We start from the raw sequence: 23,489 nt of genomic DNA, 5'->3' as shown, positions 1-23,489 counted from the left end.
ACGGTGAAGAAGACCTCAAGTGCAAGAATCGACATGCGGCCATCCTACTCCAGCCGGGTTCCCTCGGCGTCCCGGCCTGCAACGTGACGACCATGTCGGACCTTGTCCAGCCAGTCCGCCACGAACTCGTCGGCCGGGTAGGTGTCCAGGTCCCCCTGCAGGGCCTGCAGCACCTGGTCCCCGGACTCGGCGTCCGGCACGTCGATGCGCAGCATCTCCTCGCCGTCGTGCTTGCGGCGCACCACCACGGAGGCCCCGACCACCCCGGCCCCGTAGCCGCCGAGGACCTGGGTCAGCACCCCGCCGACGAAGCGGAAGACCCGCTCCACCGGGTCGTCGCCGCCCTCCTCGAGGTCCACCGAGTACAGCTCGTTCGCCATCGGTCCGGTCTCGTTCGTCATCACGTGCCTCCTTCCGCCGGTCAGCCCGGCATGATCCTGATCACAAAGTACGCGAGCAGCCCGGCCAGGGCCACGGGCGCCACTCCCAGCGCGACGGCGGCCCGGTTGCCCACGGGACGGCCCCGTCCGCCGTCCGGCGCGGTGCGCCCGGCGAGCACCGCGCCCAGCGCACCGAGCACGCCGGCCGTCACGGCCGCCGGCGGGTACAGCCCGGGCAGCACGAGCGCGAGCGCGAGGGGGGCGAGGCCGGCCAGCAGCACCGCGAGCACCGCGTCCCAGGGCCCGGACAGCCGGGCCATCCCGGCCAGGGCGGCGAGCGCGAGCGAGACGGCCAGGGAGAGGGTGAGCGCGCCGGCGTCGTGCCGGGCGACCGCGGTCCAGCCGGCGACGGCGCACACGACGACGACGCCGGCCACCGTCCCGGCGGTGGACTCCAGCCGCTGGGGGCGGCCGTGGCCGCGGAACAGCTGGACCAGGAAGGCGGCCACCGTGCCCAGGGCCAGGCAGATGGCGACCGGCTCGACCAGCGATCCGCCGAACGACCGGCGGGGGTCACCGGCCTCGGGGACCGGCCAGAGGGCCACGGCCCAGGTGGCGGCCAGCCCGGAGGCCAGCAGCACGACGGTCAGGGAGCGGCGGGCCGGGGCGCCGAGCAGTTGGGGCCAGCCGAGTGCCACGGCGGCCACCAGCACGGACCCGGTGACGGCCGCAGCCCATGGGCCCAGCGCGCCGACGCCCACGAGCAGGGCGGCGACCACGGCGGTGACCGCCAGCAGGGGATGCTTCACCCTTCCATCCTGCCATCGCCGCGCCCGCCCGCGCCGCTGCCTGCCCCGCGCTTCCCTATACTGACGTGCGAACCTGCTTCAGACGTCGAGGAGGCCAGATGGCCCGGTTGCTCCTGCTGAGCGGTTCGACCGCGCCGGTCCTGGAGGCCCTGGCGTTCCTCGACCACCGCGTCACGGTGGCTCCGCCGCGGGCCGAGTCGCTGCTGCGCTCCCCGGAGACCGACGTCGTGCTGGTGGACGCCCGCCGTGACCTGGCCGGGGCCCGCGGGCTGTGCCAGGTGATCCGCACGTCCTCCCCACCCTGCCGGTGGTGCCGATCCTGACCGAAGGCGGGCTGGCCGCCCTCTCTCCCGGGTGGGGCACGACCGACTTCCTGCTGGACACGGCCGGTCCCGCCGAGGTGTCGGCGCGGTTGCGGCTGTCCGTCGCCCGGGCCGCCGAGGACGCCGGGGCCACCGGCCCGGGTGCCGAGGCGCCCATCCGCGCCTCGGGCGTCAGCGTGGACGCGGCCAGTTACACCGCGAAGGTCCACGGCGAGCCGTTGAACCTCACGTTCAAGGAGTTCGAGCTCCTCAAGCACCTCGTCCAGCACCCGGGCCGGGTCTTCACCCGCGAGCAGCTGCTGCACGAGGTGTGGGGCTACGACTACTTCGGGGGTACCCGCACCGTGGACGTGCACGTGCGGCGGCTGCGGGCCAAGCTGGGCCCCGACCAGGAGCAGCTGATCGGCACCGTCCGCAATGTCGGTTACCGGTTCGTGCCCCGTGAGAGCGAGCCCGGTCAGGGCCCCAACGGCTAGTGTTGGGCCATGAACCGCACTGACCCGACCCCCGAAGCCCCCGAGGCCCCGGCACTGACCGTCAGTGCCGGCCGCCTGGATCCCCGAGCCCTGCACGACCTGCGTGCCCTGGCCGACGCGGCCGAGGCCGCGGACGGCAATCCCCCCTTCTCGGACCAGACCTGGGTGGAACTGCGTACCACCGATGACCCGGAGCGGGTCCGCACCGTGACGGCCTGGCTGGACCACGCCCCCGGGCGGGAGGGGGAACTGGCCGGTGCCGCCGTCGCGATCTCGGCCGACCAGGGCCCGGGGGTGCTGGAACTGGTGGTGCACCCGAACTGCCGCGGACAGGGGGTGGCCACCGCGATGGCCACCGAGCTCTCCGGCCTGCTGGACCGCGAACCGCTGCAGGCCTGGGCGCACGGCAACCACGCCGCCGCCGCCCGGCTGGCCGAGCAGTTCGGCTATACCCCGGTGCGCGAGCTGCTGCGCCTGCGCCTGACCCACCAGTCGGACGCCGACGGTGCGGCGTGGAACGAGGACCTCCCCGAGGGCGTGACCGTCCGGTCCTTCGTGCCCGGTGACGACGATGCCGCCTGGCTCGCGGCGAACGCCGCGGCCTTCGCCGACCACGCCGAACAGGGCTCGATGGACCAGACGGACCTCGACGCCCGGAAGGCCGAGGCCTGGTTCGACCCCGAGGGGTTCCTGCTCGCCGTGGACGCCGACGGGTCCCTGCTCGGCTATCACTGGACGAAGATCCACCCCGGCGCCGACGGGCACCCGCCGCTCGGGGAGGTCTACGTGATCGGCGTGGTCCCGGCCGCGCAGGGACGCGGCCTGGGGCGGTTGCTGACCGTGCTCGGCATCCGGTACCTGCAGCGTCAGGGCGTGGACGCGGTGATGCTGTACGTGGACGCGGACAACGCCTCGGCCGTGCAGCTGTACCGCAAGCTCGGCTTCACCCGCTGGGACACCGACGTGATGTACGCCCGGTCATCCTGACGTCGGCCGGCGGTCACCCGATGTACACCTCCCGGTAGGATCACGAGAATGCCCAGCACCGCTGCCCGCTCCACCGCCTCGTTCCACGATCCCGAGCCCACCGCGGAGATCCTGGCCGCGGGGGTGCTGCCGTGGCGGGTCAACGGCCGGGGCCTCGAGGTGCTGCTGATCCACCGGCCGGACTACGACGACTGGTCCTGGCCCAAGGGCAAGCTCGACGACGGCGAGACCCTGCCGGAGTGCGCCGTGCGCGAGGTGCGCGAGGAGATCGGCCTGGAGGTGGAGCTGGGCCTGCCGCTGCCGTCCACCCACTACACGGTCAACGGGGGCACGCCCAAGGAGGTCTGGTACTGGGCCGTCGAGGTCGCCCGCCAGAGCCCCGAGGTGGACGGCAAGGAGGTGGACCGCGTCGAGTGGGTGACCGCCGAGCAGGCCCTCGAGCAGCTCACCAACGCCTCCGACGTCGAGCCCCTCACGGTGCTGATCGCCGCGCACCGGGAGCGCACGCTGCGCACCGTCCCGTTCATCGTGCTGCGGCACGCGAAGGCCAAGCCCCGCTCCTCGTGGTCCCGCGCCGAGGGGGCCCGGCCGCTGGCTCCCACCGGCCAGCGCCAGGCGCTGGCCGTGCGCCGGCTGCTGGGCGTGTGGGCTCCCCGCAAGATCATCACCTCCCCGTGGCGGCGCTGCGTGGAGACGGTGACCCCGTACGTCAAGGACACCGGCCGGGGACTGAAGGAGAACGGCGCGTTCACCGAGAAGGCCGTGAAGTCCAAGCCCAAGCGGACCGGCAAGGAGGTCGACTCGCTGCTGGCCAAGGTGCGCGCGAGCGTGTTGTGCACGCACCGGCCCGTGCTGCCCGTGGTCCTGGACGCGCTCACCGGCCGGGCCGCCCGGGAGGGCCGGGACGCCGTGCTGGCCGCCCTGCCCCGCAAGGACCCCTACCTCAAGCCCGGCGGCATGATCGTGGCCCAGCGGGCCGTGGACGCCGGCGGGCGGATCGTCTCGCTGGAGGTCTACGACGTCTGGGACGACTGACGTAGGGTCATCCCATGAGCAGCCAGGACACCCCCAAGATCGTCCATGACGACCTGCGCGTCGTGCGCGACCCGGACCGGGGCCGGATCGAGTTGTGGCAGAGGGAACAGTTCATCGGCTTCCTCGGCTACACCGAGCAGACCGTTGACGACCAGACCGTGGTCGTCCTGCAGCACACGATCATCGACGAGGCCTTCGGCCGCCGCGGGTACGCCCGTGCCCTGGTGACGATCGTGCTGGAGCGGCTCAAGGCGGAGGGCTTCCTGATCGTGCCGGAGTGCAGCTACGTGCAGGACTACCTGCGGCGGTACCCGGAATACCAGCCGATGGTCTACGAGGGCCAGCTGCAGGACTGATTCCACCCTTCTCAATGTGTCAATGACCCGATACATTGACACATATGCTCGTCCTCCTGGCCCTGGGCCTGGCCGTCCCCTACCTCATCCTGCGCGGCACCGCATGGCGCCCCGGTGGCGGTGACCCCGTCCGGGCCGTCCGTGTCCACGCGATGATCACCGCACTGATCGCCCTGTTCGCCTCGGGCACGTCGGGGTACTACCGGTTGTCCCAGCCGGAGACGGGGGAACCGCTGCCGTGGGCCGAGGCCCTGGTCACCGTCTGCGGCCCCGTGGTCGGCCTGGCCCTGGTCTACGTGGTGGCGCAGTACACCTGGCCGCGCCAGACCGGTCCTGTCCGCACCGCCCGCCTGGCCGACCGCCGGACGACCCAGTACCTGCCCCGGGCACTGTGCCTGGTGGCGGGGATCGTCATGCTGCTGGCCGGGGCCGCCGTCGCGCTGGCGTGGACGACGCCCCAGGTGGAGGTGGCCCCGGGCAGCCGCGCCGGCGCGGTGTTCGCCCCCTGGCTGCTGGGAGCCCTGGGCCTGATCGTGCTCGGGTTCGCCGCGGTGCTCCGGGTGGTGGCCCGCCGGCCGCCCCTGGGCGGGCTGCATCCCCACGACGACCACCTGGTCCGGCAGATCACCGTCAACCGGGCACTGCGCACGGTCATCATGATGCTCTGGGGCGTCGCGAACGCCGCGGTCCAGGCCTGGGCCCAGGCCCACCGGGCCCTGGCCCTCGACGCCTTCGATCCGCTGTCGGAGGCCGCACCCCCGGTTCCCGCCCTGGTCGAGCTCGTGGAGTCGGCCGTCGGCATCACCGGCGCCGCCCTGTTGCTGGCCATGCTGCCCTGGCGCTCGCCCGCCCTGCGGCAGCTCGGTGAGCACACCGTCACGGAGCGTATGCCTGTCCCGCCCCGGCCGCCGGCGGACCGTCCCGGCACCGTGGGGGCCGCCGGACGGTTGCGGCGGGAGTCGATCACCCTGGCCTCGCTGGCCGGCGTCATCGCCGCCCTGGTCACCGCCGGCCCGATGCTCGGCGGCACGGTGACAGGGTTCCCCGCGTGGGCCGCCGTCCCGTTCGCGGCCGTCCTGATGAGTCTCGGCCTGTATGAGTTCGCGATCCGGCGCGGCCACTGCCCGTCGCCGCGGGTCTCCCCCTCCGTCTCGGGGACCGCGCCGCGCTGGGCATGGCGGGCCCTGGGGGCAGCCCTCGTCCTGGCCGCGGCCTGGTGCGTCCTCAGCCTGACCACGGCCGTGCCGCAGACGGGCCCGGCGACCGTTCTCGGCGCCAGCACCGGGGTGATGGCCCTCGGCAGCATCGTCCTGACGCGCCTGGCCCTGCGCCGGCCACCGCTGGGCCGGGCCGCCGCCGCGGACGACCAGGCCATCCGGTCCGCCGGCGCCGAACGGATCCTGGCCGTCGGGGCGGCAGGCATCACCGCGGCCACGGCGATGGCCTGCTTCGTCACCGTCCAGGTCTGGCACGGCTTCTTGAGCGACACCCAATTGGCGCTGGGGGTCAACGAGCTGCCCGACTCCCTGCTGACGGTCCGGCTGGTCGTGGTGTTCGCGCTGGCCGGCCTCGCGGTGGTCTTCCTCCTCGGCCCCGGCGCGTGGGCGACGAGCGCCGAGACCGCGGAACCCGTCCAGTTCCCGGTGCACCGATGAGTCCCGGGCCGACCCCACCGGAGATCAGCCTCGACCTGTCGTCCCCGGTCCCACCGTTCGAGCAGATCCGGTCCCGCGTGGCCGCCCTGATCGACGCCGGCACGCTCGCCCCGGGCGCCCGCCTGCCCTCGGTGCGGTCGCTGGCCGCGGACCTGGGCATCGCCGTCGGGACCGTGGCGCGCGCCTACCGGGAACTGGAGGGCACCGGTCACGTGCAGTCCCGACGGCGGCACGGCACCACGGTGGCCGGCTCGCCACCGGCACCCCCGGCGCCCAGCCAGGCCGAGCTCGACGGTGCCGCGGACCAGTTCATCGCCCGCGCCACCGCAGCCGGGCTCGGCCCGGATCAGGTACTGTCACTGGTTCGCCGTAGACTGGACCGGTGAGCATTCCCACCCCCTACGAGGACCTCCTGGCCGATGTCCTGGCTAACGGGACCGTCAAGGAGGACCGCACCGGCACGGGCACGTACAGCGTGTTCGGCCGCCAGATCCGCTACGACCTGTCCGAGTCCTTCCCGCTGATCACCACCAAGCGGGTGCACTTCCGGTCCGTGGCCCTGGAACTGCTGTGGTTCCTGCGCGGAGAGTCGAACGTGCGCTGGCTGCAGGAGCGCGGCGTGAGCATCTGGGACGAGTGGGCGGACGCGGACGGCGAGCTCGGGCCGGTCTACGGGGTGCAGTGGCGCTCCTGGCCGACCCCGGACGGCGGGCAGATCGACCAGATCGCCCGCGTCGTGGAGTCCCTGCGCACCCACCCGGACTCACGCCGGCACATCGTCACCGCGTGGAACCCGGCCGAGGTGGAGAGGATGGCCCTGCCGCCGTGCCACGCCCTGTTCCAGTTCTACGTGGCGGACGGCCGGCTCTCCTGCCAGCTGTACCAGCGCTCGGCCGACCTGTTCCTCGGCGTGCCCTTCAACATCGCCTCCTACGCGCTGCTGACTGTCATGATGGCCCGGCAGACGGGCCTGGAGCCCGGCGAGTTCGTCTGGACCGGTGGGGACTGCCACATCTACTCCAACCACGTGGACCAGGTGCGCGAGCAGCTGGCCCGCACCCCCTACCCGTACCCGCGGCTGCGCCTGAACCGGCAGCCGGAGGACATCTTCTCCTACGCGTACGAGGACTTCGAGCTGGTCGACTACCAGCACCACCCGACGATCAAGGCCCCCATTGCCGTCTGACGAACACCCCGGCCAGCACACCCCGTCCCGGATCGGCATGATCTGGGCCCAGACCCCCGACCGGGTGATCGGAGCCGACGGCGACATGCCGTGGCACGTGCCCGAGGACCTGAACCGCTTCAAGGAGCTCACCCACGGCCACCCCGTGATCATGGGCCGGAAGACCTGGGACTCCTTCCCCGCGAAGTACCGGCCGTTGCCGGGACGGACCAACATCGTGGTCTCCCGGCGCCAGGCCACCGCGAGCCGGATGCGGGACGCCGGCGCCGTCGTCGTGCCCGGCTTCCAGGAGGCCCTCGAGGCCGCGCACGAGGCCGACGGGCTGGACCTCATCTGGGTGATCGGCGGGGCCACGCTCTTCGAGCAGGCCCTGGACGTGGCCACCCTGGCCGAGATCACCCTGATCGACACCGATGCCGAGGGTGACACCTTCGCCCCCGAGCTGGACGCCCGGTGGACCCGGACCGCCGTGGACCCGGCCACCGGGGCGCACCGGTCCCGTACCGGGCCGGCCTACCGCTACGAACGATGGGAACGACAGGACCGACCATGAGCCTGCTGCTGAACAAGACCGCCCTGACGTTCATCGCCTTCGTCGCCTGCCCCGTGCTCGGCCTCGTCACCGCGGTGATGGGACTGATCATGATCCTCTCCGGCGACGTGATCCCCGGCGTCGTCTTCCTGGTGGTGCTCACCCAGGTGTTCGTCGTCGGCGGGATCTGGGCGACGAGGAAACGTAGCTCACTGCTGAAGGACGGGTCCGGCCAGTAGACTGCGGGCATGGTATCCCCCGAGTCGACCGAAACGGCCCCCTCTGTCCTGACCTCCGACACCGCCGGCACCCCCACCGTGGGGCTGATCGGCTGGCGCGGCATGGTCGGTTCCGTCCTCATGCAGCGCATGGAGGAGGAGGGTGACTTCGGCCGTGTCAACCCCGTGTTCTTCTCCACGTCCTCGGCCGGGCGCCCCGCGCCGGTGTACCAGGGCATGGACGGTGACGCCGGCGTCCTGCAGGACGCCTATGACATCGACCTGCTCGCCACGCTGCCCGTCATCCTGACCACCCAGGGCGGGGACTACACCTCCGAGGTCTACCCGAGGCTGCGGGCCGCCGGCTGGGACGGGATCTGGATCGACGCCGCCTCCACCCTGCGCATGCAGGACTCCTCCATCATCGTGCTGGACCCGGTCAACCGCGGCGTGATCGACGCCGGCCTGTCCAGCGGCATCAAGGAGTTCGTGGGCGGCAACTGCACCGTCTCCTGCATGCTCATGGGCCTGGGCGGGCTCTTCAAGGCCGGCCTCGTCGAGTGGGGCACCGCCATGACCTACCAGGCGGCCTCCGGAGGCGGCGCCCGCCACATGCGCGAGCTGCTGACCCAGTTCGGCACCCTGAACTCGGTGGTCTCCGAGGAACTGGCCGACCCGGCCTCGGCGATCCTGGAGATCGACCGCAAGATCCTGGCCGCCCAGCGCGACGGCACCCTGGAAGCCTCCCAGTTCGGCGTCCCGCTGGCCGGGTCCCTCATCCCGTGGATCGACAAGGACCTGGGCAACGGCATGTCCAAGGAGGAGTGGAAGGCCGGGGCCGAGACCAACAAGATCCTGGGGACCCAGACCCGGATCCCCTTCGACTCCCTCTGCGTGCGCATCGGCACCCTGCGCTCCCACTCCCAGGCCCTCACCCTGAAGCTGACCCAGGACGTGCCGCTCGAGGAGATCGAGCAGATCATCGCCGGTGACAACGAGTGGGTCTCCGTGGTGCCGAACACCAAGGACGCCTCCGTGGAACAGCTGACCCCGATCGCCGCCTCCGGGTCCATGGACATCCCCGTGGGCCGGTTGCGCAAGCTGGACATGGGCCCGGAGTACCTCTCCGCGTTCACCGTGGGCGACCAGCTGCTGTGGGGCGCCGCCGAGCCGGTGCGCCGCATGCTGATGATCGCCACCGGGAACCTCTAGGGGACGGCCCCCTCCCCCACCGACCGACGGCGGCGGGCACCCCCACGGGTGCCCGCCGCCGTCGTCGTCCCGGGCCGCAGCGGGCCTGAGCGGGGCCCGGACTAGATCGAGGAGGACACGTCCCAGAGATTGACGGTGGACTCCCGTCCGGCCACCCGGTCGATGCGGTCCAGTTCGGCGTCCGTGAAGACGGTGTTCGCCAGCGCGCCGAGGTTCTCGTCCAGCTGGGCCGTGGAGGAGGCCCCGAGCAGCACCGAGCTCACCCCGCCCTCGCGGAGCAGCCAGGCGATGGCCAGCTGGGCCAGGGTCTGGCCCCGCTCGGCGGCCAGACCGGCCAGGGCGCGCACCGTGGCCAGGTTCTCCTCGGTGACGTGCCCGGCCAGGGAACCGCGGCCGCCGCTGGGCACGGCACCGGCGTCGTCCAGGTACTTGTCCGTCAGCAGTCCCTGGGCGAGCGGGGTGAAGGCGATCGAGCCCATCCCCTCCTGGGCCAGGGTGTCCAGCAGCGCGTCCTCCACCCAGCGGTTCAGCAGCGAGTAGGCGGGCTGGTGGATGACCAGCGGGGTGCCGAGCTGCCGGGCGACGGCCGCGGCCTGGCGGGTGCGCTCCGCCGAGTACGAGGAGATGCCCACGTAGAGGGCCTTGCCCTGCCGCACGAGGGTGTCCAGGGCGCCGACGGTCTCCTCCACCGGGGTGTGCGGGTCCGCGCGGTGCGAGTAGAAGATGTCCACGTACTCCAGGCCCATGCGCTCCAGCGACTCCTCCGCCGAGGCGATGAGGTACTTGCGCGAGCCCAGGTTCCCGTACGGCCCGGGCCACATGTCCCAGCCGGCCTTGGACGAGACGATGATCTCGTGCCGGTACGGGGCGAGGTCGCGGCGCATCATCCGCCCGAAGTTCTCCTCCGCGGCGCCGTATGGGGGACCGTAGTTGTTCGCCAGGTCGAAGTGCGTGATGCCGTGGTCGAAGGCGTGGCGCAGGATCTGCCGCTGGACGTCGAAGGGCCGGTTGTCCCCGAAGTTCCACCACAGTCCAAGGCTGATCGGGGGCAGGTGCAGGCCGCTGGTGCCCACACGGCGGTACTCGGTGGCGGAGTACCGCTCCGCGGCCGCCGCGTAGGGACGGTGACTGTCCGGGATCACAGCGCGCACCCCACCAGCACCGGCTCGGGGTGCAGCCGCACGCCCCAGGACCGTTCGACACCGTCCCGCACCGTACGCGCGACCGCCAGCAGGTCCTCGGTGGAGGCCTCTCCCCGGTTCGTCACGGCCAGCGTGTGCTTGGTGGACAACGACGCGCGGCCCTGCGCCAGGTGCCGCTCCGCCTCGCCCAGTCCGTAGCCCTTGCCGAAGCCGGCGTGCTCGATCAGCCAGGCGGCCGAGAGCTTGACCTGGCCCTGCCCCGCGCCGAACGCCGGGGCGCTCTCCGGCAGCCGGGCCCGGACGGCGTCCGGGACCACGGGGTTGGTGAAGAACGACCCGGTGGACCAGGTGTCGTGGTCGGCCGGGTCCAGGACCATGCCCTTGCCGGCACGCAGGGACAGCACCTCGTTGCGCACGAGGGTCAGGGGCGCCGTCTCGCCCTCCTGCACACCCAGGGCCCGGGCCAGCTGGGCGTAGCGGACCGGGGCGGCGGTTCCCGTGCTCCGGAGCCTGAAGTCCACGGAGAGCACGATCCAGCGCGGTGTGGTCGCCTCCGGATCCTCCAGCAGGGACCTCTTGATCACCGAGTCCCGGTAGCCGAAGCCGAGGTCGGCGTTGGTGAGTTCGACGACCCGGCCGGCCTGCCGGTCCCAGGCGCGGATCGAGACCAGGGCCTGGGAGACGTCCGCCCCGTAGGCGCCCACGTTCTGCACGGGCGTGGCCCCGGCGGACCCGGGGATGCCGGAGAGCGCCTCGAGCCCGGACAGGCCGTGCTCCACGGTCCAGGCCACCGCCCTGTCCCAGTCCTGTCCGGCGGCCATCCGCACGGTGTCGGCCGAGCGCTGCTCGATGCCGGCGAACGCGAGCTGGACCACGGTGCCGGGGAAGCCGGCGTCGGCCATCAGGGTGTTGGACCCGCCGCCGAGCACGAGCAGCGGGGTCCCGGACTCGTCGGCCAGGCGGATCGCCGAGATGGCGGCGGCCTCGGAGGTGGCGGTGACCCAGTGGTCGGCGGGTCCGCCCACGCGGCTGGTGGTGTGGTCCGCCAGCCTCACTGCCGGTCCCACCGGACCACGGCCTGCGCCTTGGTCAGCACCCGCGCGCCGTCGTTGCCGGGGTCGGTGACGGTCAGGTCGATCCGGGCCGTGCCGGCCTCCGCGTCCACGGCCCCGACCTTGCCGGTGACCTCCAGGGTGGCCCCGCCGTCCTCGGGGACGGGGACCATCTGGGTGAAGCGCGTCTGGTAGTCGAGGATCCGGCCGGGGTCCCCGCACCAGTCGGTGACGAGCTGCACCGCCGCCCCCATGGTCAGCATGCCGTGGGCGATCACGCCGGGCAACTCCACGGAGCGGGCGGTCGACTCGGACCAGTGGATCGGGTTGAAGTCCCCGGAGGCACCGGCGTAGCGGACCAGGTCCGCGCGGTCGAGGCGGATGGTGGTCGAGCCGATCGAGTCGCCCTTCTGCATGCTCATTCCTCTCCGCGGACCAGCAGCGTGGACCGCACGGTGCTGACCGGCTCCCCGGCCGTGGTGGCGATGTCCGCGCGCGTGGTGACCATCGAGTGCCCGCCCAGGGACTTGACCGTCTCCACGGTGGCGGTGGCGACCAGCTCGTCCCCGGCCACGATCGGCCGCTGGTGGGTGAAGCGCTCGTCCGCGTGGACCACCCGGGAGAAGTCGATGCCGGAGTCCGGGTCCTGGACGACGGCCTGCTCGGCGCGCTGGGCCAGGACGACCGCGAAGGTGGGCGGGGCCACCAGGTCCGCGTGGCCGAGCGCGCGGGCCGCCTCGAGGTCGGAGTGGGCCGGGTGACCGGCCTTCACGGCCGCGGCGAACTCGCGGATCTTCTCCCGCCCCACGGCGTAGGGCTGGGTCGGCGGATAGCTCCGCCCCTGCAGGTCCGGGTTGACGCCCACGGTGCTCCTTCCTGGTCACGGTTCGCTGGCCGTGACCAGACTACCGTCCGTGGCGGCGGCGGGCGTCCCGGATCCGCAGGACCTGGGCGGCCAGGTGCGTGATGAGGCCGGCGCCGATCAACCCGATCGCGCCCCACTGCAGGGGCGTGAGGGTGAGGGCTCCCCCGAGGACGGAGAGCAGGATGCCGGACAGGATGAGCCCGGTGCCGGTCAGCAGCGTGATGCGGTAGGCCCTCGAGCCGTTCTCCCAGGGATTGAACACCCCTCCACGGTAGCGCGGTAGCGGCTGACCACGAGGTCCGCGAGCTCCACCGGCACCGGTCCCGACTCCCCGAGCAACGGGGCCGTGGTGGCCACCGCTCCGGCCGCGGTGGCCTCGGCGACCAGCCGGGACTGGAAGTATCCCGGCGCCAGCAGGTAGCTCAGCACCAGCACCGGCCGGGCAGGGTCCTGGCGGCAGGCGGTCCCGACGGCGGTGGCGACCCCCGGCCGCGCGGCCGAGAGGTAGGCGTCGGTCACCTCGGTGCCCAGCCGGGCGGCCACCCGCGCGGCGACGGCACGGCAGTCGGCGACCGCGCCGGCGTCGGTGGATCCGGCCGCGGCCAGCACCACCCGGTGGTGACCGCGCACGAACCCGGAGCCCAGCGCCCGCCGCGCCAGCACCTCCACCAGCCGCTCGTCCGGGCCCAGCGCGCCGGCCACCGGGAGCCCGCCGGCGGCCTCGCGCAGGTCCACCTTCACGTGGTACCCCGCGGAGAGCAGCACCGGTACGACGACGGCGGCCCGGCCCGGCGGAAGGGCCGCCACCACCTCCCCGACCGGCGGTGACTGCACGTCCACGTGGGTCAGCAGGACCTCCGCCGCGGTCCGCGTCCGCACGGCCCGGGCCAGCGCGGTGATCCGTTCCTGCCCGGTGGGGTCGGCCGTGCCGTGGGAGACGGCGATGAGGGCCGGCCGGTCCCTCACGCGGCGCGCACCTCGACGATCCGGTCACGGACCCGCACCGGGAAGGTGACGAGCCGCAGGGCCGGGTCGGTGAGGCACTGGCCCGTGGCGAGGTCGTACACCTGCTTGTGCAGGGGCGAGGTCAGGGTGGGCCGGCCCTGCCGGGAGCCGACGATCCCACGGGCCATGACGGGGGCGTTCGCGTACGGGTCCCAGTGCGAGACGGCGACGACCTCGTCGGAGGGCAGCCGCACGACGGCGAGCTGCTCCCCCGCCACGAGGGCGGCCTCGGCCCACAGCGGCTCGAGCCGGTCGAGGGGACACACCGGGTGCCAGGCGGCGGGCGGCTCGGATGCCGTGGCGGTGCCGGTGACGGCGTGCGGGGCGGACGCTGGGTGGGTCGCGGTGAGGGTCATGGATCCACCGTAGGAAACGCGTGTTTCCAGGGGGTCACCCGTGATGTTTCGCCCGTGCAACGGTGTCCTCTCCTCCGCGGCCGCCGCCTGGTGAGGGTGGCGTCACCCAGCCGTTACACCGGGGACACGGTGGGGAAACGGCCCCCTCATAGCGTGGTGATCCTTCGATGCGAGGGGATGGACCCATGACTGTGCGACCGATCCGACCGACGAACCGGACCGTGGCGGTGGTCGGTGGCGGCCCCGCCGCCCACCGGCTGGTGGAGGCCCTGCTGGCCCGCGGTGATGACCTGCGGGTGTCCCTGTTCACCGAGGAGCCGCGGGCCCCCTATGACCGCGTGGCCCTCTCCCGGCGCTTCCTGGATGCCACCGACGACCTGCCCCTGGGCTCCGGCTCCGGCCCCTGGGACGACCCGAGGGTGAGCCTGCGCACCGGATGCCGGGTCACCGCCATCGATCCCGCTGCGCGGTCGCTGACGACGGCGGACGGGAGCACCCTGGGCTGGGACGACCTGGTCCTGGCCACCGGCAGCGACGCCGCACGCCCGGCGATCCCCGGGGCCGGGGACCTGGAGGTCTACCGGACCATCGACGACGTCGACCGGTTGCGCGGCCGGGTGGCGGAGCTCGCCACCCGGCTGGGGCGCCCGCCGCAGACCGCCGTGATCGGCGGCGGCCTGCTGGGCCTGGAGGCCGCCGGCGGGCTGAGGGCCCTGGGCGCGGACGTCACCGTGGTCCATTCCCGCCCCTGGGTCATGAACGCGCAGCTGGACGAGTTCGGCGGCCGCACCCTCAACCGCCTGCTGCGCGACCAGGGGTACGTCCTGCGGCTCGGCGAGCGTCCCAGCGCACTGGAGGGTGGCTGGCTGCGCTTCCCCTCCGGCGAGGGCCTTCCGGTGGACCTGGTGGTCGCGGCCACGGGCATCACCGCCCGCGATGAGCTCGGTGCCGGCGTGCTGCAGATCGGTCCCCGCGGCGGGTTCGTCATCGACGAGACCTGTGCGACGTCGGCCCCGCATGTCTGGGCGATCGGCGAGGCCGCCAGCTTCGGGGGCGAGTGCATGGGCCTGGTGGCTCCGGCCAACACGATGGCCGAGGTGGTCGCCGACCGGCTGTGCGGCGGTTCCGGGACCTTCCCCGGTTTCGACACCGCCGCCAAGCTCAAGCTCGCCGGGCTGGACGTGGCCAGCTTCGGGGACGGCCTCGCCTCGGCCCGCGGCGCCCTGGAGGTCGTGTACGCCGATCCCACCGGCGGGGTCTACCAGAAGCTCGTCGTCTCCGAGGACGCGCGCACCCTGCTCGGCGGGGTCTTCGTGGGCGATGCGGGCCCCTACGCGGCGCTGCGCCCCATGCTCGGACGTGAGCTGCCCGGGGAGGCCGGGGCGTTCCTCTCCGCGGCCGGCAACGGCGCCCCGCCGGACCTGGCGCTGCCGGACGAGGCCCAGGTCTGCTCCTGCCGTGACGTCAGCGCCGGGGACCTGCGCCGGGCCGTGTGCGGTGGCTGTCCGGACCTCGCCGGGCTCAAGGCCTGCACCGGGGTGGGGACCCAGTGCGGCTCCTGCCTGCCGGCGGCCCAGAAGGTCATGGAGCGGCAACTGGTCGAGCTGGGGGTGGAGGTCTCCACCGCGCTGTGCGAGCACTTCGCCCTGTCCCGGTCCGGACTGTTCGAGGCCGTGCGGTCCACCCGGCTGACCACCTTCGGCGAGATCGTCACCCGCTTCGGCACGCCCGCGGACTCGGCCGTGAACCTCGGTTGCGACATCTGCAAGCCCGTGGCGGCCTCCGTGCTGGCCACCCTGCACGGCGAGTACATCCTCGACGGGGACCGCGGCGGACTGCAGGACACCAACGACCGTGCGCTGGCGAACCTGCAGAAGGACGGCACCTACTCGGTGGTCCCCCGCATCCCGGCCGGCGAGATCACCCCGGAGAAGCTCGCGGTGATCGCGGAGGTGGCCCGGGACTACGGGCTGTACACCAAGATCACCGGTGCTCAGCGGATCGACCTGTTCGGGGCGACCCTGGAGCAGCTGCCCCCGATCTGGCGGCGTCTCGTGGACGCCGGATTCGAGTCCGGCCAGGCCTACGGCAAGGCCCTGCGCAACGTGAAGTCCTGCGCGGGCTCCACGTGGTGCCGCTACGGGGTGCAGGACTCCGTGGCCATGGCCGTCCGGCTCGAGGAGCGCTACCGCGGGCTGCGCAGCCCCCACAAGATGAAGTTCGGCGTCTCCGGGTGCGCCCGGGAGTGCGCCGAGGCCCGCGGCAAGGACGTCGGCGTGATCGCCACCTCCGAGGGCTGGAACCTCTACGTGGGCGGCAACGGAGGAGCCACCCCGGCCCACGCGGTACTGCTCGCCAAGGACCTCGACGATGAGACGCTGCTGCGGTACATCGACCGGTACGTCGTCTACTACATCCGCACCGCCGAGCGCCTGCAGCGCACGGCCCGGTGGATGGAGGAGCTGCCCGGCGGGATCGACCACGTGCAGGACGTGGTGGTGCAGGACTCCCTCGGGATCGCCGCGGACCTGGAACGGGTGGTCGCCGACCACCTGCAGACCTACCGGGACGAGTGGGCCGCGACCCTCGAGGACCCCGAACGGTTACGCCGGTTCCGGACGTTCGTCAATGCCCCGGCCAGGTCGGCAGAGCCGGCCGGGGCGGACTCCGTGGTCCTGTCGGGACCGCGCATCCCCGTGCGGGGTGAACGGTGACCGGGGCGGTGCCGGCACCGGGCTCGGTCGCGCTCATCGGTGCCGGCCCCGGGGCGGGCGACCTGCTGACGGTGCGCGCGCTGCGCGTGCTGTCCCACGCCGACGTCGTGTACTTCGACCGGCTCGCCCCCACGGACGACCTGGCCGCGTGGGCGCCGCACGCCCACCTGGTCGACGTCGGCAAGCAGCCCGGGCACCACAGGGTCACCCAGGCGGAGATCAACCGGCTGATCGTGGCCTCGGCCCTGGCCGGGCTGCGCGTGGCCCGGCTCAAGGGCGGGGACCCGTTCGTCTTCGGCCGCGGCAGTGAGGAGGTGGCCGCCTGCGAGGAGGCCGGGGTCCCGGTGACCGTGGTCCCGGGCATCACCTCCGCGGTGGCGGCCCCGGCCGCGGCGGGGATCCCCGTGACCGCGCGCGGGCTGAGCAAGGCGTTCACCGTGATCTCCGGCCACGACCCGCTCTCCGAGCTGGAACTGTCCGGACTGGCGCGACTGGGCGGTACCGCCGTCGTCCTCATGGGCATGGCCACTCTCGGCCACACCGCCACCGGGCTGATGCGCCACGGCGTGGACCCCCGGATGCCGGTGGGGATCGTGGAGCGCGGGTGCACCGAGCGGCAGCGGGTCTGCGTCGCCCCGCTCGCGGAGATCCTCACCGCCTCCGCCGTCCAGGGCATGCGCTCCCCCGCGGTCCTCGTGATCGGGGAGGTCGTGCGGCTGGCGCCCGGGGCCGAGGAACGGTTGCGGGAGCTGGCCGGGGTGGCAGGGACCGCATGAGCGACCTGCCCCCGGCGCTGCCCCAGACCCTGGCCGGGTTCCGCATCGGCGTGACCTCGGACCGGCGCAGCGACGAGCTCATCTGCGCCTTCCAGCGCCGCGGCGCCGAGGTGATGCACGCCCCGGCGCTGCGCATCGCCCCCCTGACGGAGTCAGTCACCCTGCACCGGGACACGCGCCGGGTCATCGACGCCCTGCCGGACTACGCCGTCATCACCACGGCCTACGGGATGCGCCGCTGGACGGAGGCCGCCGACGCCTACGGGCTCGGCCCCGAGCTCCACCGCGCCCTGGAGGCCGCCTCGATCCTCGTCCGCGGGCCCAAGGCCCGCGGTGCCGTCCGGGCCGCCGGACTGGAGGACGTCGGCGCACCGGAGGACGAGCGCACGGCCTCGCTCGTGGACCTGCTGCTCACCCGGAACCTCCGGGGACGGACCGTGGCCTTCCAGCTGCACGGCATGCTCGACCACCAGCAGGTCTCCCGCCTCGAGAAGGCCGGGGCCCGGGTGCTGACCGTGATGCCGTACACGTGGGCGCGTCCGGCCCAGGACTCGGACCTGCTGCGGATGATCGACGCCGCCATCGACCGCCAGCTCGACGTGCTCACCTTCACGGCCGCCCCCGCGGTCGAGGCCTTCCTCGCCGTCGCCCAGCAGTACGGGCGCCTGGAGCCCCTCCTGGAGGCGCTGCGCGCGGACGTGGCGACGGCCGTCGTCGGGACCGTGACCGCCGGGCCGCTGCACGAGGCCGGGCTGCGTCCGCTGGTCCCCTCCCGCTGGCGCCTGGGGGCCATGATCCGGCTGGTGTGCGAACACCTGGAACACCAGGGGGTCCTCCGCGTGGACACCCGCGTGGGCCCCCTGGAGATCCGCGGTGACCAGGTGCACTTCACCGAGCGGCCGGCCGGCCCCGTGCGGCTTCCGCCCGGCCCGCTCGCGCTGCTGCGCGAACTCGCGGACGCGCGGGGCGCCGTGCTGACCCGCGCCCACCTCGTCGCGACCCTGCGCCAGTGCGAGTCCGAGCACGCCCTGGAGATGCTCGTCTGGCGCCTGCGCCGGCAGCTGCCGGTCGCGGGCGTCGTCAGCACCGTCGTCAAACGAGGCTATCGGCTGGCGGTCTAGCCAGCATCTCCTCGATCCGCCCGCGGCAGGTCCCGCAACCGGTCCCGGCCCCGCAGCGGTTCCCGACCTCGTCCACGGTCGTGCAGCCGGCCACGGCGTCGCCGACCTGGCCGGCGGTGGCGCCCGAGCACCGGCAGAGCACGTCCTCCGGTCCCAGGGCGCGGTCCCCCGCGGCGTGTTCCAGGGCCAGCAGCGCGGACCGGTCCGCCGCGGGCAGGACACCGGTCAGGGCATGACGGGACAGCTCCGCCGCGGACCGGGGCAGTCCGATCGCCACGAACCCGAGCATCCGCTCCCCGTCGGTGACGATGCGCAGGTACTGCCCGGCCCCCGGGTCCGCCCACGTGGAGACGCTCGGCCCGTCCGGGTCCCAGGGGTCCGCGTCCGGGTCCCCGGCGCAGGCCACGGACAACGAGTGCGACTTCACGACGAGCGGATCCAGCCGGTGTGGGGACGCCTCGGGGCCGTGCACCGGCCGTCCGGCGGCATCGAGCTCGACGGCGGCCGGGCAGCCCAGGTCCTCGCGCAGGGCGAGGGCGGTGGCCCGGGCCTGGTCCCAGCCGGGGCCGATGAGCCCGCTCGGCCGGGCACCCGACGGCGCGGCGCAGTCACCGATGGCGAAGACGGCCGGGTCGTCGGGGCACCGCCCGTCACCGTCCACGACCACCCCGCCGCGGGGCAGGGTGCGCAGTCCGGCGTCGGCGGCGAGCCGGTCCCGGGCCCGGACGCCCGTGCAGGCCACGAGCAGCGCCGCGGGGATCCGCCGCCCCTGGGTGGTGCGGAGGCCCACGAGGTGGGGGACGCCGTCCGCGGCGGTGGCCCGGTCCTCGGCGCGGGCGCTGACCTCGAGCTCCTGGACCCCGCAGTCCGGCCGGACCTGCACCCCGGCCCCGGTGAGCTGGCGCAACAGCAGGCGGCCGGCATCGGGGTCCAATTGGCGCCCCAGGGGCAGGTGTCCGCGGTGCAGCAGGGTGACGGGGGCGCCCACCTCGGCGAGCGCCAGGGCCGCCTCCACGCCCAGGACCCCGCCACCGAGCACCACGACGGGCCTGCCGGCGCGCACGGCGCGGACCAGCTGCTCGGCCTCGGACATCTCGCGCAGCGCCATGACGCCGACCGGCCGCCGACCCGCCGAGGCCGCGACCGAGATGCCCCGGCCCACGGCGCCGGACACCGGGAAGTCCGGGATGACCGCCTCGGCGCCCGTGGCCAGGACCAGGCGGTCGTAGGCGAGCGTGGCCGCGGCCCGGTCGCCCCGGCCGAGGCGCACCGTCCGCCGGGCGCGGTCGAGGCCCGTCACGGTGGTCCCGGTCCGGATCTCGACGCCGATCGCCGCGAGCTCTCCCGGGTCCAGCATGGACAGGTCTCCGCCCCGGATGCGCCCGCTGGCCACGTCCCCCAGGCGGATCCGCTGGTAGGCCGGGACCGGTTCTGCCCCCAGGACGGTCATGCGCACGGCGCCGGACTCCAGTGCCGGGCGCAGTTCCTGGACCAGCCGGGCCGCCACGGGCCCGCACCCCACGACCACCACGTGACTACTCATGGCATGACCCCTCAGCGGGCTGGCGGACCGGGTGGAGGGTCACCGGGGTGTTCTTGAACTCCGGCATCTGGCTGTGCGGGTCCAGCAGTCCGGCCGTCAGCCGGTTGGCCGTGCCCTGACCGGTGAAGTGGAAGGGGACGAACACGGTGTCCGTGCGCAGGCCGGCGTCGAGCACCACGCGGGCCCGGAGGGTCCCGGCGGCACTGCGCAGCTCGGCCGGGGCGCCGTCCTCGAGGGCCAGCCGGCCGGCCGTGGCCGGGTGCACGCTGACGGTTGCCTCGGGGTGGACGGCCAGCAGGGCCGGTACCCGCCGGGTCTGGGTGCCGGACTGGTAGTGCTCCATGAGCCGTCCGGTGGTGAGCGTCAGTCCCTGGGCGGAGGCCGGTTGCGGCGCACGGACGTGGATCGCCCCGAGACGGGCCCTGCCGTCGGCATGGCCGAAGCGCTCGGTGAATACCCGGGGCGTTCCGACCACCGGTTCCCCGCTGACGGTCACCTCCTGGGGGCCGGTGCCGGTGAGGGGTTCGGTGAGGGGCCAGTACGGGGCCACCTCGCCGATCCGTTCCCACGCCAGCGCCGAGTAGTCGGCCCGACTCCCGGCCGTCGCGCGGCGGATCTCGGCGTAGGCCTCGGCGGGTTCGTCGGGCAGCGGGACCTCACTGCCGAGGCGGCGGGCGATCTCGGCCAGGATCCAGAGCTCCGAACGGGCCCCGGGCGGACCATCGACGGCCTTGCGGCGGCGCAGGACCCGGCCCTCGAGGTTGGTCATGGTCCCGTCCTCCTCGGCCCACTGGAGGACCGGCAGGACCACGTCGGCCAGCCCGGCGGTCTCGGAGAGGAAGAAGTCGCAGACCACGAGCAGCTCCAGCGCCCGCAGGCCGGCCTCCACGCGAGTGGCGTCCGGGGCGGAGACGACGACGTTGGCACCGTGCACGAGCAGCCCCCGGACGCCCCGGGGCGTTCCGAGGGTGTGCAGCAGCTGGGTCGCCGGCAGGCCGGGACCGGGCAGCGACGCGGCGGTGGTCCCCCACTGACGTGCCACGGCCTCGCGGTCGGCCGGGTCCGTGATGGACCGCAGGCCGGGCAGCTGGTCCGCCTTCTGGCCCATCTCCCGGCCCCCCTGGCCGTTGCCCTGGCCGGTGAGGGTGCCGTAACCGCCACCTCGCGTCCCCGGCAGGCCGAGGAGCAGCGCCAGGCTGATGGCCGCGCGCGCGGTGTCCGTTCCGTCGCGGTGCTGCTCCACGCCCCGCCCGGTGAGGATGAAGACCGGATCCCCGCCGGCCCTGGCGGCCCGGGCCGCGGCGGCCAGGTGCCGCGCCAGCCACCGGATGCGCCCGGCCGACACCCCGGTCACCGTCTGGGCGCGCTCCGGCCACCAGTCCCCCACGGACCGGCGGAAGGCGGCCAGTCCCGTGGTCCGGTGATGGAGGTAGTCTCCGTCCTCCAGGCCCTCGGCGAGGATCACGTGGGCCACCGACAGCAGCAGGGGCAGGTCACCGCCCGGGGCCGGGGCGATGTGGTGCCCGCAGCCCTCCGCCGTCAGCTGCGCGGTGCTGGAGCGTCGCGGGTCCACGACGATCAGCCCGCCCCGGTCGCGGGCACTCTCCAGGTGCTGGACGAACGGCGGCATGGTGTCCGCCACGTTGGAGCCCAGCAGCAGCACGGTGCAGGCGTCGTCCAGGTCGGTCAGGGGGAAGGGCAGTCCGCGGTCGAGCCCCAGGACCTCGGTGGAGGCCTTGGCGGCGGAGGCCATGCAGAACCGGCCGTTGTAGTCGATCCGCGAGGTGCGCAGGGCGGTCCGGGCGAACTTGCCCAGGGTGTAGGCCTTCTCGTTCGTCAGCGAGCCGGACCCGAAGACCCCGACGGCATCCGGGCCGTGGGTGCCCTGCATCGCGGCGATGCGGGTGGCCACCCGGCCGAGGGCCTCGTCCCAGGAGGCCTCCCGGAGGGGGCCACCCTTGGTGTCCCGGAGCAGCGGGGTGCTCAGGCGGTCGGGGCGGTCCCCCAGCAGCGCGGCGGCGGTGGCCCCCTTGCGGCAGAGCCGGCCGCGGTTGGTGGGGAACTCCGCACCCGCCACCGCCACGGACGGAGCCCCGGGACCGGCCTCCTCGACCGTGAGGGTCATCGAGCACTGCAGGGCGCAGTAGGGGCAGTGCGTGGTGGTCCGGACCGGTTCAGACATGGGCTCGGGCCAGCATCGAGCCGGGGCGGCGGTAGACGAGGTAGGTGAAGGCCGCCAGGACGAGGTAGGCGGCCGCGAGGGCCCAGAAGGCGGCGTCGAAGGACCCGTGGGCGCTGTGGGAGGCCCGCAGGGCCTGGGGGATCATGAATCCGCCGAAGCCCCCGACGGCACCGATCAGGCCCAGGGCCGCGGAGGACTTGCGCTCATGACCGACCGGGTCGTCCGCCCGGACGGTCAGGCGGAAGACGAGTGGGATCATCCGGTAGCTGGAGCCGTTGGCGATCCCCGTGAGGGTGAACAGGGCCAGGAACAGTCCGAGGTAGAGCCAGAAGTTCTGCCAGGGCAGCGTGAGCACCACGCCGGCGGTGACCGCGGCCATCGCGAGGAAGCAGGCCAGGGTGACGGTGGCCCCGCCCCGCCGATCGGCCAGCCTGCCGCCGAAGGGGCGGGCGAGCGAGCCCACGAGGGGACCGAGGAACGCCATCGAGATCACCGCGCCCCACAACTCGAGGCCCGAGAAGGCCGGGAACATGATCGAGATCAGGGTGGGGAAGACCGAGCCGAATCCCATGAACGAGCCGAAGGTGCCGATGTAGATCAGGGCGATCAGCCACAGGTGCGGTTCCCGCAACGCCGAGAGGGAGCCCTTGAGGTCGTTGCGGGCGTGGGACAGGTTGTGCATGTAGCGGTGCGCGCCCCAGGCGGCGATCAGGATCAGCGGGATCCAGACCAGACCGGCCATCGGCAGGGCGGGGCCGAAGGTACCGATGGCGAGCACGGTCACGGCGAGCGGGACCGCGAACTGCGCGACGGCCACGCCGATGTTGCCGCCGGCCGCGTTGAGGCCCAGGGCCGCCCCCTTCTCCTGGGCCGGGAAGAAGAAGGTGATGTTGGCCATCGAGCTGGCGAAGTTGCCTCCGCCGAAACCGGCCGTGGCGGCGACGGCGAACAGGACCCAGACCGGCGTGTCCGGGCTCGACAGCGCGACGGCCAGCGCGACCGTGGGGACCAGCAGCAACAGGGCGGAGATGACCGTCCAGTTGCGCCCGCCGAACAGGGCCACCGTGAAGCTGTACGGCACCCGCAGCACGGCGCCGACGAGCGGTGGCAGGGACACGAGCCAGAACTGCTGTGAGGTGCTCAGGTCGAAGCCGGCGGCCGGCAGGAACACGACCGTGACGGACCACAGTTGCCAGACGGCGAAACCGAGGAACTCGCAGAACACGGACCAGTACAGGTTCTGCCGGGCGGCGGGCCGCCCGGGACCGTTCCAGAACCGCGGCTCCTCCGGCTGCCAGTTGGACACCCAGCGGCCGGGACCCACGACGAGCCGGTCCGTGGGCGGTGCTCCCGGGACGGCCTCGGGGGCGGGGGCGGTGAAGGTGCGGTCCTCGGTCAGGGCCATGGCGGGTTCCTCTCGGCTCGCGGTTGACCGCCACGTTGCCAGGAGGGTGTTTCCGCGGGCGTCGCGGAATGGTTTCGGGGAGGGAAAACGTGTCTCACCGGTCCCCGGCCGGTCTGTGAGATGACCGGCCCCACGAAAAAGGACCCGGACCCCACCGGG

At 73.6% G+C, this 23,489-nt stretch carries 24 protein-coding genes and 1 pseudogene; 13 read left to right on the top strand and 12 right to left on the bottom strand.

Annotation, left to right across the window (positions count from 1 at the left end):
- Positions 1–44: 44 nt before the first annotated feature.
- Complete coding sequence (locus tag CITRI_RS0103480) at positions 45–401, bottom strand: hypothetical protein (RefSeq protein WP_010143214.1); 357 nt, start codon at positions 399–401, stop codon at positions 45–47.
- Positions 402–421: 20 nt separating this feature from the next.
- Positions 422–1,189, bottom strand: coding sequence for a hypothetical protein (locus tag CITRI_RS0103475; RefSeq protein ID WP_010143213.1), 768 nt, complete (start codon positions 1,187–1,189; stop codon positions 422–424).
- A 98-nt stretch (positions 1,190–1,287) separates the two neighbouring features.
- On the opposite strand from CITRI_RS0103475, the pseudogene CITRI_RS16155 reads away from it, so the two are divergent.
- The 10 genes and pseudogenes from CITRI_RS16155 (at position 1,288) to asd (ending at position 9,169) form a co-directional block, all read left to right on the top strand.
- Positions 1,288–1,988 (top strand): annotated as a pseudogene (locus CITRI_RS16155) (DNA-binding response regulator).
- Positions 1,989–1,997: 9 nt separating this feature from the next.
- A complete protein-coding gene (mshD, locus tag CITRI_RS0103465; RefSeq protein WP_010143210.1) occupies positions 1,998–2,975 on the top strand; it encodes a mycothiol synthase in 978 nt (325 codons plus the stop codon).
- 48 nt (positions 2,976–3,023) lie between these two features.
- Positions 3,024–4,010, top strand: a complete 987-nt coding sequence (locus tag CITRI_RS0103460; protein ID WP_010143209.1) for an NUDIX hydrolase — start codon at positions 3,024–3,026, stop codon at positions 4,008–4,010.
- A 14-nt stretch (positions 4,011–4,024) separates the two neighbouring features.
- Entirely contained in the window at positions 4,025–4,366 is a 342-nt protein-coding gene (locus CITRI_RS0103455; RefSeq protein WP_010143208.1) for a GNAT family N-acetyltransferase, read from the top strand.
- A gap of 44 nt (positions 4,367–4,410) precedes the next feature.
- Positions 4,411–6,021: a hypothetical protein gene (locus CITRI_RS0103450; protein ID WP_010143207.1), complete on the top strand. Its 1,611-nt coding sequence runs from the start codon at positions 4,411–4,413 to the stop codon at positions 6,019–6,021.
- Positions 6,018–6,407, top strand: coding sequence for a GntR family transcriptional regulator (locus CITRI_RS0103445; RefSeq protein WP_010143206.1), 390 nt, complete (start codon positions 6,018–6,020; stop codon positions 6,405–6,407). The genes CITRI_RS0103450 and CITRI_RS0103445 overlap by 4 nt, the downstream gene beginning before the upstream one ends.
- Positions 6,404–7,207 (top strand): thymidylate synthase, encoded by an 804-nt coding sequence (locus CITRI_RS0103440; protein WP_010143204.1) that lies wholly within the window; start codon positions 6,404–6,406, stop codon positions 7,205–7,207. The genes CITRI_RS0103445 and CITRI_RS0103440 overlap by 4 nt, the downstream gene beginning before the upstream one ends.
- Positions 7,197–7,760, top strand: coding sequence for a dihydrofolate reductase (locus tag CITRI_RS0103435; protein ID WP_010143202.1), 564 nt, complete (start codon positions 7,197–7,199; stop codon positions 7,758–7,760). Before CITRI_RS0103440 ends, CITRI_RS0103435 begins: the two co-directional genes overlap by 11 nt.
- Complete coding sequence (locus CITRI_RS0103430; RefSeq protein WP_010143201.1) at positions 7,757–7,978, top strand: NF038396 family protein; 222 nt, start codon at positions 7,757–7,759, stop codon at positions 7,976–7,978. Before CITRI_RS0103435 ends, CITRI_RS0103430 begins: the two co-directional genes overlap by 4 nt.
- A 9-nt stretch (positions 7,979–7,987) precedes the next feature.
- Positions 7,988–9,169 carry an aspartate-semialdehyde dehydrogenase gene (asd, locus tag CITRI_RS0103425; protein WP_010143200.1) on the top strand — a complete coding sequence of 394 codons (1,182 nt, stop codon included), beginning with the start codon at positions 7,988–7,990 and terminating at the stop codon, positions 9,167–9,169.
- Between the two features lie 101 nt (positions 9,170–9,270).
- On the opposite strand, the gene CITRI_RS0103420 is transcribed toward asd, so the two are convergent.
- From CITRI_RS0103420 to nirD, 7 genes are read right to left on the bottom strand one after another with little or no spacing between them, the layout of a single operon-like run.
- A complete protein-coding gene (locus CITRI_RS0103420; RefSeq protein WP_010143199.1) occupies positions 9,271–10,311 on the bottom strand; it encodes an aldo/keto reductase in 1,041 nt (346 codons plus the stop codon).
- Positions 10,308–11,366, bottom strand: a complete 1,059-nt coding sequence (locus CITRI_RS0103415; RefSeq protein WP_010143198.1) for a UDP-N-acetylmuramate dehydrogenase — start codon at positions 11,364–11,366, stop codon at positions 10,308–10,310. Before CITRI_RS0103415 ends, CITRI_RS0103420 begins: the two co-directional genes overlap by 4 nt.
- Positions 11,363–11,779, bottom strand: coding sequence for a MaoC/PaaZ C-terminal domain-containing protein (locus CITRI_RS0103410; RefSeq protein ID WP_010143197.1), 417 nt, complete (start codon positions 11,777–11,779; stop codon positions 11,363–11,365). The genes CITRI_RS0103415 and CITRI_RS0103410 overlap by 4 nt, the downstream gene beginning before the upstream one ends.
- Before the next feature lie 2 nt (positions 11,780–11,781).
- The gene (locus CITRI_RS0103405; RefSeq protein ID WP_010143196.1) at positions 11,782–12,228 is read right to left on the bottom strand and encodes a MaoC family dehydratase N-terminal domain-containing protein; all 447 of its coding nucleotides are present in this window, start codon (positions 12,226–12,228) and stop codon (positions 11,782–11,784) included.
- 40 nt (positions 12,229–12,268) lie between these two features.
- Complete coding sequence (locus CITRI_RS16150; RefSeq protein ID WP_010143194.1) at positions 12,269–12,490, bottom strand: hypothetical protein; 222 nt, start codon at positions 12,488–12,490, stop codon at positions 12,269–12,271.
- On the bottom strand, positions 12,439–13,194 hold the full coding sequence (locus CITRI_RS16145; RefSeq protein WP_010143192.1) for a sirohydrochlorin chelatase: 756 nt from the start codon (positions 13,192–13,194) through the stop codon (positions 12,439–12,441). The genes CITRI_RS16150 and CITRI_RS16145 overlap by 52 nt, the downstream gene beginning before the upstream one ends.
- A complete protein-coding gene (gene nirD, locus CITRI_RS0103390) occupies positions 13,191–13,589 on the bottom strand; it encodes a nitrite reductase small subunit NirD (RefSeq protein WP_010143191.1) in 399 nt (132 codons plus the stop codon). The genes CITRI_RS16145 and nirD overlap by 4 nt, the downstream gene beginning before the upstream one ends.
- 185 nt (positions 13,590–13,774) lie before the next feature.
- Between nirD and nirB the strand changes: the two genes are divergently transcribed.
- The 3 genes from nirB to CITRI_RS0103375 are packed head-to-tail and all read left to right on the top strand — an operon-like array spanning position 13,775 to position 18,200.
- Complete coding sequence (gene nirB / locus CITRI_RS0103385) at positions 13,775–16,303, top strand: nitrite reductase large subunit NirB (RefSeq protein WP_040385442.1); 2,529 nt, start codon at positions 13,775–13,777, stop codon at positions 16,301–16,303.
- Positions 16,300–17,079, top strand: a complete 780-nt coding sequence (cobA, locus tag CITRI_RS0103380) for a uroporphyrinogen-III C-methyltransferase (RefSeq protein WP_010143189.1) — start codon at positions 16,300–16,302, stop codon at positions 17,077–17,079. The genes nirB and cobA overlap by 4 nt, the downstream gene beginning before the upstream one ends.
- The gene (locus CITRI_RS0103375; RefSeq protein ID WP_010143188.1) at positions 17,076–18,200 is read left to right on the top strand and encodes a uroporphyrinogen-III synthase; all 1,125 of its coding nucleotides are present in this window, start codon (positions 17,076–17,078) and stop codon (positions 18,198–18,200) included. Before cobA ends, CITRI_RS0103375 begins: the two co-directional genes overlap by 4 nt.
- Here CITRI_RS0103375 and CITRI_RS0103370 read toward each other — a convergent pair.
- Genes CITRI_RS0103370 through CITRI_RS0103360 form a run of 3 tightly spaced genes read right to left on the bottom strand, consistent with a single transcriptional unit; the run spans position 18,172 to position 23,330 of the window.
- Positions 18,172–19,743, bottom strand: a complete 1,572-nt coding sequence (locus CITRI_RS0103370) for an FAD-dependent oxidoreductase (RefSeq protein ID WP_029139012.1) — start codon at positions 19,741–19,743, stop codon at positions 18,172–18,174. The genes CITRI_RS0103375 and CITRI_RS0103370 overlap by 29 nt on opposite strands.
- Positions 19,736–21,925: a molybdopterin oxidoreductase family protein gene (locus CITRI_RS0103365; protein WP_029139011.1), complete on the bottom strand. Its 2,190-nt coding sequence runs from the start codon at positions 21,923–21,925 to the stop codon at positions 19,736–19,738. The genes CITRI_RS0103370 and CITRI_RS0103365 overlap by 8 nt, the downstream gene beginning before the upstream one ends.
- Positions 21,918–23,330, bottom strand: a complete 1,413-nt coding sequence (locus CITRI_RS0103360) for an MFS transporter (RefSeq protein WP_010143184.1) — start codon at positions 23,328–23,330, stop codon at positions 21,918–21,920. The genes CITRI_RS0103365 and CITRI_RS0103360 overlap by 8 nt, the downstream gene beginning before the upstream one ends.
- Positions 23,331–23,489: the final 159 nt, after the last annotated feature.

Source organism: Citricoccus sp. CH26A (assembly GCF_000224415.1).
Lineage (GTDB): Bacteria > Actinomycetota > Actinomycetes > Actinomycetales > Micrococcaceae > Citricoccus.
The sequence above is the reverse complement of the archived record's forward strand: the minus strand, read 5'-3'. Positions and strand labels throughout refer to the sequence as shown.